The organism is candidate division WOR-3 bacterium, assembly GCA_039801725.1.
In the GTDB taxonomy this organism is placed as follows: domain Bacteria; phylum Hydrothermota; class Tepidihabitantia; order Tepidihabitantales; family DTDR01; genus DTDR01.
This window is the reverse complement of the sequence record JBDRVE010000023.1, coordinates 1-13,935: the sequence shown is the minus strand read 5'-3', so window position 1 is coordinate 13,935 and position 13,935 is coordinate 1. Positions and strand designations below refer to the sequence as shown.

The following is a 13,935-nucleotide window of genomic DNA, read 5'->3' as shown; positions in this document are numbered from 1 at the left end:
TAAAATTTTAACATTGATTGTTTAAGGAATAAAAAATATCATAAACAACCCTTGACAACCTAACAAAGTTTATTGTATAATTATAAAACTTAACCAAAAGGAGGTGTCCTATGTCACAACAAGATATATATCTTGAACTTTATAACATTATGTCTAAAAATAACTATGATGTTGATAAATCTCTAAAAATGCTCCTGAATTCAAAAAAATCAACAATAGAAAAACTTAATATAAATATAGATGAACTGGAAAAATATGCAAAAAATATAGCAGAAATATTCTATAACCTACCCGAAATACAAGAAAAATACGAAAATGAAAAAATTATTGAATACCTATCTAAATACCTAAATGAAGAAGACCTTGAATCAATTAAAAATATACTTAATAGCAACACAGAAATTGATACAGGACTTAAAGAAATAGAAAAAACAGATATAGGAAACTCTATAAGATTTGCTAATTACTATGCTGGTGATATTCTTTACTCTATTGAACATGATAAATTTTATAAATGGGATGGTAAAAGATGGAAACAGACATCTATAACAGAAATTGAATACCTTGCAACAGAAATGATAAATAAAAGGATAGAAGAACTAAAACAATATTTATCAATGATAAATAGTTTGGAACTAAAAAAGGAAATTGAAGATAATATAAAATGGTATCTTAAATCATCATCTGGTGAAAGAATTAAAAAGATGGTTAGACTTGCAAGAGGTAACCCTTTAATAAGCATAAATTTCAGTATCTTTGATAAAAATCCTTACCATATAAATACACCAACTGGTATAGTTGACTTAAGAACACTTGAAGTTATTGAAAATAAAAAAGAAATGTATATCACAAGGATAACTAATGTTGGATATAATAAGAATGCTAAATGTGAAAACTGGAAATCTTTCTTAAAAGATATATTTATCAGTGATAGTTTAATAGATTTTATACAGAAAGCACTCGGATACTCAATAACTGGTGATACAACCGAGAATGTTTTATTTCTAATGTATGGTATAGGAGCAAATGGTAAAACAACATTCTTGAATACAATAAAATATATACTTGGTGATTATGCGAAAACAACAAGTTTTGATACCTTTATAGTTAACAAAAATCATATAAGAAATGATATAGCAAGATTACATGGAGCAAGATTTATAATAGCAAGTGAAAGCGAAGAAGGACAAAGAATAGCAGAAGCACTTGTTAAACAATTTACTGGAGGTGATTTCATAACTGCAAGATTTCTATATCATGAATTCTTTGAATTTAAACCTGAAGGTAAAATATGGCTATCAACAAACCATAAACCTGATATATCAGGTGTTGATTATGGTATATGGCGTAGGATATTACTAATACCTTTTACAGTAGTTATTCCACCAGAAAAACAAATCAAAAACTTTTATCAGAAATATCTATTACCTGAAGCAGAAGGAATACTTAATTGGATAATAGAAGGTGCTCATAGGTGGATACATGAAGGACTAAAACCACCAGATGAAGTAAAAGTAGCAACTGAAGAATATAAATATGAGATGGATATATTACAACAATTCTTAGAAGATATGTGTGAAATAAATGAAGAAAAATATGTAAGCAATAAGGATTTATATAAGTCTTATGAAGAATGGTGTAAAGTAAATGGACTTAAACCTTTATCACATAAAAAATTTACTCTTATGCTCAAAGATAAAGGATTTAGTCAATTAAGACAAGGAAAAGAAAGAACAAGATTATGGAAAGGCTTAACATTAAAAGAAAATCAAGAACTTGAGTTTTAGGCGGACAGATTGTTTTTTAGCAAAAGTTATTATCTTACAATAACTTTCATTTAGGCGGACAGATTGTAAAAATAACCTGTCCGCCTTGAAATCATTGTCTATCAAGGGTTTCATTATATGGCGGACAGATTGACCAGATTTTCTATATTGTTGTTTTGAAAATTTTAATATCTCTAAACACCCCTATACATTTTTTGTGCAATTGCACAATTTTTGTATACCTCACTTTTCAAAACCCAATTTTCCTCAAACGTGTATAAGAGAATCTGTCCGCCTTAAAGAAAAATTAAAGATTTCTATTGAGCCACAATGACTTAAGGGCGGACAGATTGTTTTTCTCGATCTGTCCGCCATCTGTCCGCCTAAACTCTTCCATAAACACTTGACAACTCTTTAAAATTAGTTTATAATATAAGCACTTATTTTTTTTGCTGATGAGAATAGAAGAACTCTATAAAGATAAATATGTAAGGCTCTGGGGTGTTGATACTCCAGAAGATTTAGCAACATTAATAGCAAGAAGAATTGAATTCTATGCCTTACATCCTATAATTAATAAATTTACTGCTTCTCTAATACCACCTCCAGATAGGAATAAATTATATTCAAAAGTATTTCCACAGATTGCTTATTTAGTTGCTCGTGATAAAATTAGATATCATAAAGAGTATAGTGGAGTTGTAAGGGATTTAGGAGCAAGACAAGCAGAAGTATTATTAGCACCTCATGCTGTTGCTCAATCAATTATGGAAGGGAAACCTGTATATGGTGATTGTGATTGTAAAACTCTATTTCTTGGAACACTACTTGCTAATAGAGGTTTCCCAGTAAGACTTGTGCTTGCAAGAATAGTTAAAGGTAATAAAGGTGAAAACATTTATATTCCTAACCATATTTACCTTGAATTTGCTTACCCTGATGAACCAAATAAATGGATACCTTTAGATGCTGCTTCTAATAGACCTTTTGGTCAAATATCATCAGATATTATACCTTTAAAAAGAATATATGTTGGTACTCATAAAATAGAACCAGTTAGAAGTATTGATGGATTAAGTGAACTACCTCCTGGTACAGGTGATATAATGATTACTATTGGTAAATTATTACAAACTGCAGGTCTTGAAGTTAAAAAGGGTGAGTTACCTAAAAAAATAAATTTAATAGCAGATTTCTTTAACTGGTTAACAAAACCTTATACTATAGCTCTAATTTTATTCACAGGTGGTATTTTAGGATGGGAAATTTACAAAGGCTTAAAAAAATAGGAGGTGTTTATGAAAGGGCAAATAACTGGAACAAAACTTGAAAGAATTTTAAGTGAATCAGGTTTTCATTTAAGAGTTATAACAGAACCAAGAGTTTATCGTGGTGACATTAGTTATAAACTTACTGAACTTGAAGACTTAATTAATAAAGGAATACTTGTACCAAAGAATGAAGTTATAAAACAAGCATTAATTATGATATCAAAAGGAGAAGTTGAAATAATACCACCATACCCAGAAGAAATGTATTTAGGAAGAAAAATTAGAAGAACTTTTATTTTAGGACCAAGATTTGGAATACCAAGATATCCACCTGGAGAAATAAGACCACCTGAAGTACCTGTATTACCTATTATACCTGTACCTATTAGACCATTACCACCAAAAGAAATAATTACTCCAACACAAAAAGAAGGAGTTACACCAGCAAGTTATATTGAAACAATTGAGGAAATGTATGAAAGGTAAAATTAAAATATCAAGCATACCTAAATTCTTGCCAAAAGGATGGTCTGTTAAACTTAAAGAAGGTAAACTCATATTATCACATAAAGAACATGGTGAATTTGGAGTTGTTGAGATTGATAAACTTATAGAAAAAGGTATATTTAAAGTTGACAAGAGATTTGAACCAATACTTAAAAGTATAGCAAAAGGTGAAGTACATGTTGAAGAAGAAAAAGTTATATCACCATATATTATTGCTGGTTTAATAGGTTTAAGTGTTTTAGGTGTTTCAATATTTCTATTGAGGGGGAGAAGATGACAGAGTTATTTATGGATTTTTTAAATATGGCACAAGATGTAGGAATTGAAAGATTTAAACTTCTTAAATACTTACAGGAAGGTGGTGCTGACATTGAATTCTTAAAATATTTCAGAGAAAACTTATACAACAAAGAAAAACTTGATAAAATCCTCACAGATAAATTTCCTCACTTCTATGTTAAGTTCCAATTATCAAAGGCTTATAAACCATTTGTTGCAGAACAATATAAGAAACAGGTGCTTGAAGATATAGGTTTACCTGCCAAAAAAGATAAAAAGGATAAAAAAGATAAAAAAGATAAAAAAGGTAAAAAAAGAGATAAAGGATTATTTGGTGTTATCAAAAGATATACACCACTTGGATGGATGATGACAGCAGTTGATAAAGTAACAAGTGGAGGATGGGCTTTACAGTGGAAAAAGGGATTAGTTATTAAAACACCAGCAAGTTGGACAAGAGTATCAAAAGGTCAACTTGTTGCTCTTGGAGTTGCTGCAGCAGGTGTTGCTCTTATGGCAACTCCTGCAGGTCCTGCAGTAATAAGTGCTCTTGGTACAGTTGCTTCTGCTGCTGGTAAATTTGGTTTGACTGCTTTGAAAACTTGTGCTGCCTTTGCTGCTTCAAAAGGTATATCTCTTATGAAAGCAGCAAAACAATTGAAAATAGACCCTAAGTTAGTTGAACAGCAACTTAAAATGCTTGCCGAGAAAGACCCTAATGCTTATAACAATTTTCTATCAAGTATTGAAGAACAAGGACAATTCCAAGAAGCAGGTATGTTTGGTTCTATGAGAGGACCTATACTACCTATACTTTTAGGAATAGGTGCTACAGGTACTGTTACTTATTTTCTTATAAGGGGGAAAAAATGAATAAAGCTTTAGAAGAGGCATTTGATAAATATTTTTGTGATAGAATAAAAAAAGAAAAAGATACAAAGAAATTACTTAAAGGTAATAATATAATTGTTGAACATGAAAAGATTGACTTAAAAGAACTTGACAAAATGGTTGCTAAAGCATTAGAATTATATAAATCTGCTATGTTAATTAAACCTGATAAAGTATTTTTTGGTAGCTTTCACTTCCCAAGGATTATGTATGGAGATAGAATTGTTGATATAGAAAAAGAATATAAGGGTGGTCATGTTGTAGCAACAGTTATAGGTGTTATTCCATTTATAGTTTATTTCAGTAAAAAGGGTGGTGAATTGAATCCTTACTTTCATGAATTTAAACCAAATCAAGTATTTTTATGTGTTGACCCTTCAGATACTAAAAGAATATTCCTTGCTTTTACTGAACCTATTGAGTTTGATATTACTGGTATAAAATAGGAGGTGTTATGGATGCTATTTTAATTAATCCAGCGGTTAAAAGATGGACAATAACACATGTTTTACTTAATACAAATGTTTGGTCTAAAGAAAAAGCAGATGAATATGTTAAGGATAGATATAGGTATTATGAATACCTCGGTACAACTGGTGGATATCACCAATATAGGGTTATACCTAAAACTGAACTTGAAGAACTTGAAAAAGAAGCAAAAAAAATAAGAGGTGGTAAAGATATATACAGAATGCTTACCTTTGGACCACCAGAACATGGTGTTAGAGTACTTGCTGTACTTGCTATACCACCAAGAGAAAAAGAAAAAATTAAAACTACTGAAACAGAAAAAAGTGAAGAAGTTGAATTGCTTGAAAACCCTGTAAAAAAGATAACTCCAGAAATAGAAAAAGCAGTTGTTGAATTTAAAAATAAAAACTATAAGATAAGTCAAATAAAGGCATTAATAAAAGAAAAGTTTGGTATAGAAATTTCAGCAACAAGTATAAGGAATATATTAAAAAAATATGGTGTTATTAGTGGTGTTGAGGATGAAGAAAAAGAAGAAGGAGGTGAAGATATGGGAGCATTACCATCTGGACTAATGAAGGAGGCAAGAGCAAAGTTTAAAAGTGGAGAATTCAGTAGTTTATCAGAAGCCCTTAAATGGGCATGGAAGAAATATAGAGAAAGCACAGAATTAACACCTACAAGGGTTGTTAGTGAGGTGCTGATTAATAAAGCAAAAAAAGTTAAAAAAACAGGAGGTGTAAATATGGCAAAAGCAAAAATGAAAACAAAATCTGTTGGTGAGTCATCTATTAGAAGGTTGACAAAAGCAATAAATGAACTGAATGAAGCAATAAGTGCAAGGAAAAAAAGAAAGAGAAAAGCAACCACAAAGTTACCAAAACCTATATTACCACCACTACCACCTTTACCACCTATAAGTGAACCAATATCAGAATGGAAACCCTTCAAAACTGGCATGAGAGAAGTAATAGCTCCTATAGTTAAAGAACATGAAAAATTTTATCACACACTTGGTGAAGAATTAAAGAAAGCATGGTCTACTCCAGAAGGTACTGCTTTCAGGGATGTTTTAAGAAAGGAATTGAAGAAAGTATGGGGTACAGAAGCACTTTCAGAAGAAGAAATAGAAACATTGGCTATAGAAGAACTTGCTGAAGCAATTGGTCAAGAAGAAGAAAAAAAATGGAAACCATTTACAAGAGAGATGGGGTTGAGGGAAGCAATCAAGAGTGCATGGGAAGGAGCAACTGGTGTTAGATTTAAACCAGTTTTAAGAGCACATGCGGGAATGGCACTTAAAGCAGCATGGCTTACACCAGAAGGGCAAGCTTTCAGAGAAGTCTTATCAAGAGCAGTAAAGGCTGCAAGAGCAAAAGTGTATCGTGAAGAAGCAACAATTACAGAACTTGAAGCGCTTGACGAAATAGCAGAAGCAATTGAACAAGTATATCCAAAGGGATATACACCACCTGTTTATAGTGAAGAATTCAAAAAAGCACTAAGGAGTGCAGTAAAAGGTGCTTGGGCTTCTGAAGCAGGTGGAAAGTTTTATCCTATTTTAAGAAAAGCACTTATAGATGTTTGGTCTACACCTGAAGGTCAAATTGTAAAAGAAAAACTCAGTGAAGCAATAAAAGCAAAAAAGGCAGAATGGTATCCTCCTGAGGAAACAAGGGCTATAACAGAAGCACTTGCAACACTTGGTGCTTTTGAAAGTGTAGGTGAAATAGATGTGATAAGTCTCTTTGGTATTGACTGGTTAATACCTGGTGGACTTGGAATCTTTGCTGAATCATGGGCTGGTTGGGGAATAAGAAAACTTGCAAAATTACCTTTTGGAGCAGATGCAGATAAGGTTACTTGGAAAAAGATTTTATATAATCTATTAGCAGGAGCAGTTCATTATGCTGGAATTAACTATGTCTTCAACACATTCCTTAAGGGTAATGCTTTCTTCAATAAAGTAAGGGTTGCTTATACAATGAGTATATACAGGGATATAATGGAAGCATTATTTGGTAATCTTTTACCTACACCTAACGCTGAAAGAATAAGAGAACTTGAAGCAGAATTAAAGAAAGGTGCTGCAAAACCAACAGGTGAAGTTGAAAATGTAGGTCAGGGCGATTTTGTTGTTGACCTTGACAGACTTGAAGTTGATGAAGAAGGTAACTTAGTTGTTCCAAAAGAATATTATGAAGAATTAACATCACAGGGAACTTTGATAATTGAAACACCTCCAGGCTTTGAATCTACAGGTAAAGTTGAGGAAGAATATGAAGAATTAGCAGAAGAAGCAATGAAAGGTGAAGAAATAGTTATTGAATCACCAGAGGAAAAAGAAGAAATTGAAATACAAGGTGTTGAGGAATAATAAAAAATACCCTGACACGACGTCAGGGTGAAAGGAGGTAACATGGAGATGAAAGGTAAAATAGTGAAAAGAGGGGACAAATATATATTTGTCCCTATGGAGGCAATGCCTGGTGAGGAGGAAATCCTCCCAACAGAGGCAACACCTATCACAGTAAGACCTGTAACTCCAAGACCTTATACAGGACCTGTAAGACCAACTCTTACTCCGTTAACACCAACCTCTGCTGAAAAGATAGCTGCAAAACAGGCAACTGAAGCAATAAAGGCTGCCGCAGCAGCAAGAAAAGGATTACTTGTTACAAGAGAAGGTGCTTCTGTCTCAAAAGGTTTCTATCACAAAAAGAGTTATGCACAGGATTTTGCTGGTAAAAGCAGGGTAATCTTCTTTGATAAAGAACCTGACCCTGATGGACTTATCACAAATGTACCAGAGCCCTACTTCAAAACTCCTATCACCTTTATTGCTTTAAAGCTTGATATTGAACCTGCTGTACTTGAAGATACGGATGATGCATACAGATACAAAGAAGCATTACAGGCATTAACAAAGAGTATCTGCATCATAAGGGTTAATGATACAAATATTTACACAATTCCTTTCAAGGATATAGCACCTGTAATTGACACAAAGGTAACAGAAGCAGGTGGCTCAAAGATAACAATCTATGAGCTTGAACCTTCAAAGCCGAGAGAACTTGGTGACCTCATTAAGGCAAACTACATATCTATTTCCTCAAAGGATAAACTTTCACTCATAATTGTAACAAGTGAGGCATTCCCTTCACTTGGTGCAAACGCAACTGACTTCACAATCATACCATACCTTTACGGAAGGGCTACAAGAAGGATTATAGGTGGATAATCTCTTAACCCCAGGGGAGGGAAGACCTCCCCTGGGCTTTATGGTGTTGAGTTATGAAAATTTTAGTTTTAAAACCTAATGAAGACTATCCTATACATGAAAATATAATAGTTCGTGGTTTAGGAATTGAATCTCTATCTTATCCATCACTTGATAAGTTAATTTCTTATAGGTATAGCAGATTTGATTTAAAAGTAAACAATACAGATATAATAATCACAAATATGCCTTTAATGTTGCTTGATAGAAGATTTGTTAATGTTAAACATCAAGAAGCACCAGTTTTCAAATATGTGAGACCGTTTTTAGTTGCAAAAGGTTCACTCTTAAGGTTTATGCCAAGAAGGAATGATGATAATCCAAGTTTAACTTTTGACGGTAAATTACTCATCTATTGTAATTACATACTTGATAAGCAGATAAAAGAATATCTTGAAAGTAAAAATATTGATTCACTTGAATTTACAAGATTAAGAGTTGAAGAAATACCTTATACAACACCAACATATACAATAAAAGTTGAAAGAGCAGGTAGATTGGTATCATTAGGCTTTCTATGTGGTAGGAGAACTGAAGGACCACCTATTGTTGAAGAATTCTTACCAGTTTGTGAAACACCTTATGGTGGTATAGTAACTGGTCCTTTACCTTATGAGATAAGGGGACAACTATTACTATCAGGAAGTAAGTTTGCCTTTTATGAGCTTGAGCATATGTCCTTAAGGCAGTTAATTGGTGATTTACAGGATGGAGTAAGACATGTTTTAAAAGGTATCTATATAGGTAGACTTGTTAGCAAAACTGTTTATGAACATTTACAGATAAATCTTGAAAAATCAATATCTGATTATAATGCTACATTTCCTCCAGATAGTAAGATTACTCCTATAAATATCTTGCTTGAATATGTACACGTATGAATATATTAAGAAAGCGATTAAATTTGTGTTAACGATGTCAGGTGTTGTTGGTACATTATGGGGTATTTATAGATTGATAGAGATAATTTATTCAAATCTTGGTATAAAACATATAAGACCTGCAGAAGAATTTGATGAATTTATTGAGAACCTATCTAAATATATAAAAGAACAAGTTAAAGGAAGTAAATGAGAACAATATTTACTTATGCTTTAAAAGATATAGTTGTGACAGAACCGAATACAGAGGCTTTAATTGTTATACCTGCTTCAAGTTTTGACATCTTAAATTTAACTGTAAAATCAGTAAACAATTTTTTACTTTATCTTAATTATTATACAGAAAATCTTGAACTGATAAGATCTGTATCAATTGGACCAGGCAATTTAATACACTCACAGATTATAGGTCCTGGTAAGGAAATGCTTGCTTATTTCATAGTTATACAGGTTAATGTAGCACAAAGTTATGATATAATTCTTGAGAGTGTTACAACAATACCGCTATGATTAGGACAAGTTATTATATATGCCTTGACTTAAATTTTATACTTGAGACAAAACCAGAAAAATTAAGTTTCCCTCTATTAGAGGTAAAAGAAGGTTATAATTTTAATTTAAGTTTAATAGATATAAAGACAACTATTTTTTATGATTATTTTCTTGGTGATTTATATTTCAGATTAGCAGATAAAGGAGATAAAATATATCCACATGTTTTGATTATGCCAAATAAAGGACCAATAACACTTGAAGAACCACTAAACTTTACAAATGAAGTAAGGCTTATAATTGAACCAAGTATGGCAGCATTTAGGGAATTAACACTTCCTAAATATGGTGAGTTATTAAAAGTTTTAAGAGGTTATCCATTTCTTTTAAGTGTTAGAATTGAAGGAGTTTTATATGCTTTATAATGCTGTTTATTTTGGTGATTATAAGGAGTTTGCAGATATGATACCAGATAGGTCAGTTGATTTAATATTAACTGACCCACCCTGGTCATTCAGAGATAAAGAAATTGCTCTTTTAAGGGATAAAAGTAAAACAAGTTTATTACTAAAAGGTAATTATAGCTCTTATCTTGAATTTTGTAAAGAGATGTTTAATATTTTTAGCAGAGTAATAAAATTAAATGGTAATGTTGCTATTTTTCATAATTTAAAGATGTTTCCAACTTTACTTGTATGTTCTATTAAGAATGGATTTAAGTTAAATCAATTTTTTGTTTATGTTTTAAAACATAAGCCAGGTGGTAAAGGTGTTTTTCAGGATAAACCACAGAATAGGTTTGTTGATGTTTGTGAATATATTTCAATTTTTAAATTAGATGATTATAAGCCTTATTTTGATGCAAATAGTGTTATTGACTTATTCCCTGATAATCGTGTTTTAAATTTCTATGTTGTTGAAGAAGGTAGAGCAAGTAAAAAATTGAGATATTTAGCACAAAAACCAGAGATAATATTAAGAATAATGGTAAGAGCATTATGTCCACCTGGTGGTATTGTCTATGACCCATTTCTTGGTTCAGGCACTATAATACCTGTTTGTATAGATGAGAAAAGATATATTATAGGTTCAGAGATAGATAGATTAGCACAAGATTTAATTTTACATAGGATAATTGAAAGTGGTGCTAAAATCAAAATTTTAAGAAAAGAAATGGAGGAGGTGAAAGTATGAAATTGTTGTTAATCTTATGTTTAATGACACAGATGACAAAAACTAAAAAGTTAGCACATACATGGAATGTTGACTCACTCTTTGTTAGCAAACTCTTATATGTCAAAGATAATGCATACTTACACGATTTAATAGGGGGAACATTTGAAAGTAGAACAAAATTATTTCTACCACTTGTTTTACCATGTGCATCCAGTATACATTTAGATACTGTTGTTATATTTTCTAAAGGACCTGGAAAGTCACAACCATTCAAAGCATGGGAAGGAACTTTAGTCTATAACATTTCAAGTGGTAGGCTTGCTTATAGAGGAGGAACAAAATGGGATACTGTAGCAACTTTAAGAGATATAGGAGCTGGAGTTGGTGGTTCAGGTTCACCAACACAAATTGCTTTCTGGACTTCTTCTAATACAATTGGCGGAAATAACAATCTATGGTGGGATAACACAAACAATAGGCTTGGTATAGGAACATCTTCACCTGCCTACAGGCTTGATGTTAATGGCTCTTCAAGAATACAGGGTGATTTATTTATTAATTCATGGGCTATAAGGGTAAGAGATGAACCATATGCAGGTTATGTTCTAAAATGGGAGCCAGAGATAAGAGCATTTATGCCATTACCTGATGAAGGTGTTAGAGGTAATGGTAATGAAGGTCAGGTTGCTTTTTGGACTTCCCCTGATGCAATTGGTGGTGATAATAATTTATACTGGGATAATACAAATAAAAGATTAGGTATAGGAGCATTACCTGATAAAAAATTAGTGATATATGCTGGTATGAGTGATGACTTAATAAAATTAGCATCACCATCAGGTGCATATAATTGGTCTGGTATAAGATTTCAAGGGTTAGCTCCTGGTGGGTGGTCTTTGGCAGCAATCAGAGGTATAGATGTTGGTGCTTATAATGGAGATCTTGCATTTTATACTGATGGAGATGGTATAGAGAATGAGAATTTAGTTGAAAGAATGAGAATAAGATACACAGGTAATGTTGGTATAGGAACAAGTGACCCTAAAAGTAGATTACATGTTGCAGGATCAATAAGTTTACCTGTTAGAACAGTAAGTGTAAATTACACAGCAACTGATAGTGATTATATGATACTTGTTGATGCATCAGGAGGAGCAAGAACTATAACACTTCCAGTTGTTGCAGGTAGGGTTTATATTGTAAAAAAGATTGATACTTCTGGCAATGATGTTTATGTAGTTCCTGCAAGTGGGACTATTGATGGTGCTTCAAATTTCAGGTTATCATCACAGTGGAAATGTGTTTCAGTTATAAGTGATGGAACAAATTATTATATAATTTCATCTTACTGATATGAAAAAGTTTAGTCTTGCAAAAGTATCTTTATATGGAATGTTTGCAGTTGCTTTAAGTGTTATTTTTAGACCTGATACTGCTTTTCTGATTATAATGCTTACTTCATTCCTTCATGATATCTGTGGTGTTTTAAGGAATTACTATTTAATTGATAAGTTTAAGCCAGAATGGGTTGATTTCTTACATGCATTCCTTGGCTGTTTCTTTGGTACAGGTTATATTTTTGCTGAAAGAGGTGATTTACTTATTATGAAGATTATTTTATTTATAGTTTTTTCTTTGATGTTGATTTTAGAAAAACTTAGATGGAGGTGAAATATGATAACTGTTAGGAAAAATTTTATAGATACAATAGAGGCTTTTAAGAAAAGATGTGCTGATGCTCTATTTTATGATAAGACTTATAACGAATTATATAGAAAAACAAAAGGAATTGTAGCACCATCTAAGCATGTAGAAGCATTAAAAAAAGTAGTTGATGACTTTATCAGATATAAGTTAAAACCGACAAAAGAGAAAGATACTTACCAGGTTTCTGATAATGATATTATGAATTTAAGTACATCCATATCTGGCATTTTGAGGAGAAACATTTATCACAGAACAAAAAAACATAGTCCTCTTTCTCTTCATGTTACATCAGAGACTAAAAACGCTTTCTATGAGTTTTCAAAATATTTAACTGATATAACTATAGCAGACAAACAAAAGAAAGAAAAACAAAAAGAAGGAGAACCTAAGAAAGAAAAACCTGAAAAACCTAAGGAAGGAGAACCTGAAAAACCAGTAACACCACCAGAAACAGAACCAGGAGAAAAAGAAGTTACAAAAGAAGTACCATTCTTTGAGAGGATAAAACCTTACTTATTACCAATAGGTTTAGGAGCAGTTGGTGTAACACTTATATCAATATTTGCTTTTAGAAAAAAGAAATGAAACTAAAAGAAGTTAAAATGTCAATTGATGAATATAATCAGTTAAAAGCATTACTAATAAAGGCAAGAGATGATGCTTTAAAGAAATCACAATTGAAATGGACTGATATATTTGGTGGTATAGTATTCAAGGCTATAAAGAAAGGGTTAACAGGTAAATACTGGAAACAGGTTGCTGATAATCTTGACTATCAAATTAATACGCTTGAGAAAAGAAAAAGAGTTGAAAATAACAATGTCTATATCTTTGAAAATCTTTTAAGGGTTGTTAAAAATTCAGTAGAAAGTACACTAAAAGATATAGAAGCAGATAAAGATATTTTTGACAAGATATATAGTGTAGCAAAAGGTTTAGTTGATACTTTAAGAGGTATAGTCAACTTTATAGTGAAGATATTGCAATCAATAGTAGAAGCTGCCGCTGAGACAGCAAAAGCAATACCTACTGGATTAAAACTTTTACCTTTCATTATTATTGCTGGTTTAGGTGTTTTAGGTTATACTGTTTATAGGATTACAAAGTCACCTGAAACACGAGAACTTTTAAAAACATATTTAATGTTAAGAGGAAGGTAAGTTATGTATGGTTATATAGAAGAAGCAATAGAAGATATGACTTTATATATAAAC

At 31.8% G+C, this 13,935-nt stretch carries 17 protein-coding genes; all 17 read left to right on the top strand.

From position 1 onward, the window contains the following. The first annotated feature begins 110 nt into the window (after positions 1-110). The 17 genes from ABIK75_05670 (at position 111) to ABIK75_05590 (ending at position 13,881) form a co-directional block, all read left to right on the top strand. A complete protein-coding gene (locus ABIK75_05670; protein MEO0090576.1) occupies positions 111-1,787 on the top strand; it encodes a phage/plasmid primase, P4 family in 1,677 nt (558 codons plus the stop codon). Positions 1,788-2,221: 434 nt separating this feature from the next. Continuing rightward, complete coding sequence (locus ABIK75_05665) at positions 2,222-3,055, top strand: hypothetical protein (GenBank protein ID MEO0090575.1); 834 nt, start codon at positions 2,222-2,224, stop codon at positions 3,053-3,055. A gap of 9 nt (positions 3,056-3,064) precedes the next feature. Next, on the top strand, positions 3,065-3,523 hold the full coding sequence (locus tag ABIK75_05660; protein MEO0090574.1) for a hypothetical protein: 459 nt from the start codon (positions 3,065-3,067) through the stop codon (positions 3,521-3,523). After that, on the top strand, positions 3,513-3,821 hold the full coding sequence (locus ABIK75_05655; protein ID MEO0090573.1) for a hypothetical protein: 309 nt from the start codon (positions 3,513-3,515) through the stop codon (positions 3,819-3,821). Before ABIK75_05660 ends, ABIK75_05655 begins: the two co-directional genes overlap by 11 nt. Next, positions 3,818-4,696 carry a hypothetical protein gene (locus ABIK75_05650; GenBank protein ID MEO0090572.1) on the top strand — a complete coding sequence of 293 codons (879 nt, stop codon included), beginning with the start codon at positions 3,818-3,820 and terminating at the stop codon, positions 4,694-4,696. The genes ABIK75_05655 and ABIK75_05650 overlap by 4 nt, the downstream gene beginning before the upstream one ends. Then, on the top strand, positions 4,693-5,160 hold the full coding sequence (locus ABIK75_05645; protein MEO0090571.1) for a hypothetical protein: 468 nt from the start codon (positions 4,693-4,695) through the stop codon (positions 5,158-5,160). The genes ABIK75_05650 and ABIK75_05645 overlap by 4 nt, the downstream gene beginning before the upstream one ends. Positions 5,161-5,168: 8 nt before the next feature. Further along, on the top strand, positions 5,169-7,562 hold the full coding sequence (locus ABIK75_05640) for a hypothetical protein (protein ID MEO0090570.1): 2,394 nt from the start codon (positions 5,169-5,171) through the stop codon (positions 7,560-7,562). 42 nt (positions 7,563-7,604) lie between these two features. Then, positions 7,605-8,426 carry a hypothetical protein gene (locus tag ABIK75_05635; GenBank protein MEO0090569.1) on the top strand — a complete coding sequence of 274 codons (822 nt, stop codon included), beginning with the start codon at positions 7,605-7,607 and terminating at the stop codon, positions 8,424-8,426. 53 nt (positions 8,427-8,479) lie between these two features. Continuing rightward, positions 8,480-9,346: a hypothetical protein gene (locus ABIK75_05630; protein ID MEO0090568.1), complete on the top strand. Its 867-nt coding sequence runs from the start codon at positions 8,480-8,482 to the stop codon at positions 9,344-9,346. 34 nt (positions 9,347-9,380) lie between these two features. Next, positions 9,381-9,539 carry a hypothetical protein gene (locus tag ABIK75_05625; protein MEO0090567.1) on the top strand — a complete coding sequence of 53 codons (159 nt, stop codon included), beginning with the start codon at positions 9,381-9,383 and terminating at the stop codon, positions 9,537-9,539. Next, entirely contained in the window at positions 9,536-9,856 is a 321-nt protein-coding gene (locus tag ABIK75_05620) for a hypothetical protein (protein MEO0090566.1), read from the top strand. The genes ABIK75_05625 and ABIK75_05620 overlap by 4 nt, the downstream gene beginning before the upstream one ends. Next, positions 9,853-10,263, top strand: coding sequence for a hypothetical protein (locus tag ABIK75_05615; protein MEO0090565.1), 411 nt, complete (start codon positions 9,853-9,855; stop codon positions 10,261-10,263). Before ABIK75_05620 ends, ABIK75_05615 begins: the two co-directional genes overlap by 4 nt. Further along, positions 10,253-11,032, top strand: coding sequence for a site-specific DNA-methyltransferase (locus ABIK75_05610; GenBank protein ID MEO0090564.1), 780 nt, complete (start codon positions 10,253-10,255; stop codon positions 11,030-11,032). Before ABIK75_05615 ends, ABIK75_05610 begins: the two co-directional genes overlap by 11 nt. Next, on the top strand, positions 11,029-12,366 hold the full coding sequence (locus tag ABIK75_05605) for a hypothetical protein (protein MEO0090563.1): 1,338 nt from the start codon (positions 11,029-11,031) through the stop codon (positions 12,364-12,366). Before ABIK75_05610 ends, ABIK75_05605 begins: the two co-directional genes overlap by 4 nt. A 1-nt stretch (position 12,367) precedes the next feature. Further along, entirely contained in the window at positions 12,368-12,685 is a 318-nt protein-coding gene (locus tag ABIK75_05600; GenBank protein ID MEO0090562.1) for a hypothetical protein, read from the top strand. A gap of 3 nt (positions 12,686-12,688) precedes the next feature. Then, a complete protein-coding gene (locus ABIK75_05595) occupies positions 12,689-13,306 on the top strand; it encodes a hypothetical protein (GenBank protein MEO0090561.1) in 618 nt (205 codons plus the stop codon). Then, complete coding sequence (locus tag ABIK75_05590) at positions 13,303-13,881, top strand: hypothetical protein (GenBank protein MEO0090560.1); 579 nt, start codon at positions 13,303-13,305, stop codon at positions 13,879-13,881. Before ABIK75_05595 ends, ABIK75_05590 begins: the two co-directional genes overlap by 4 nt. Positions 13,882-13,935 lie beyond the last annotated feature (54 nt).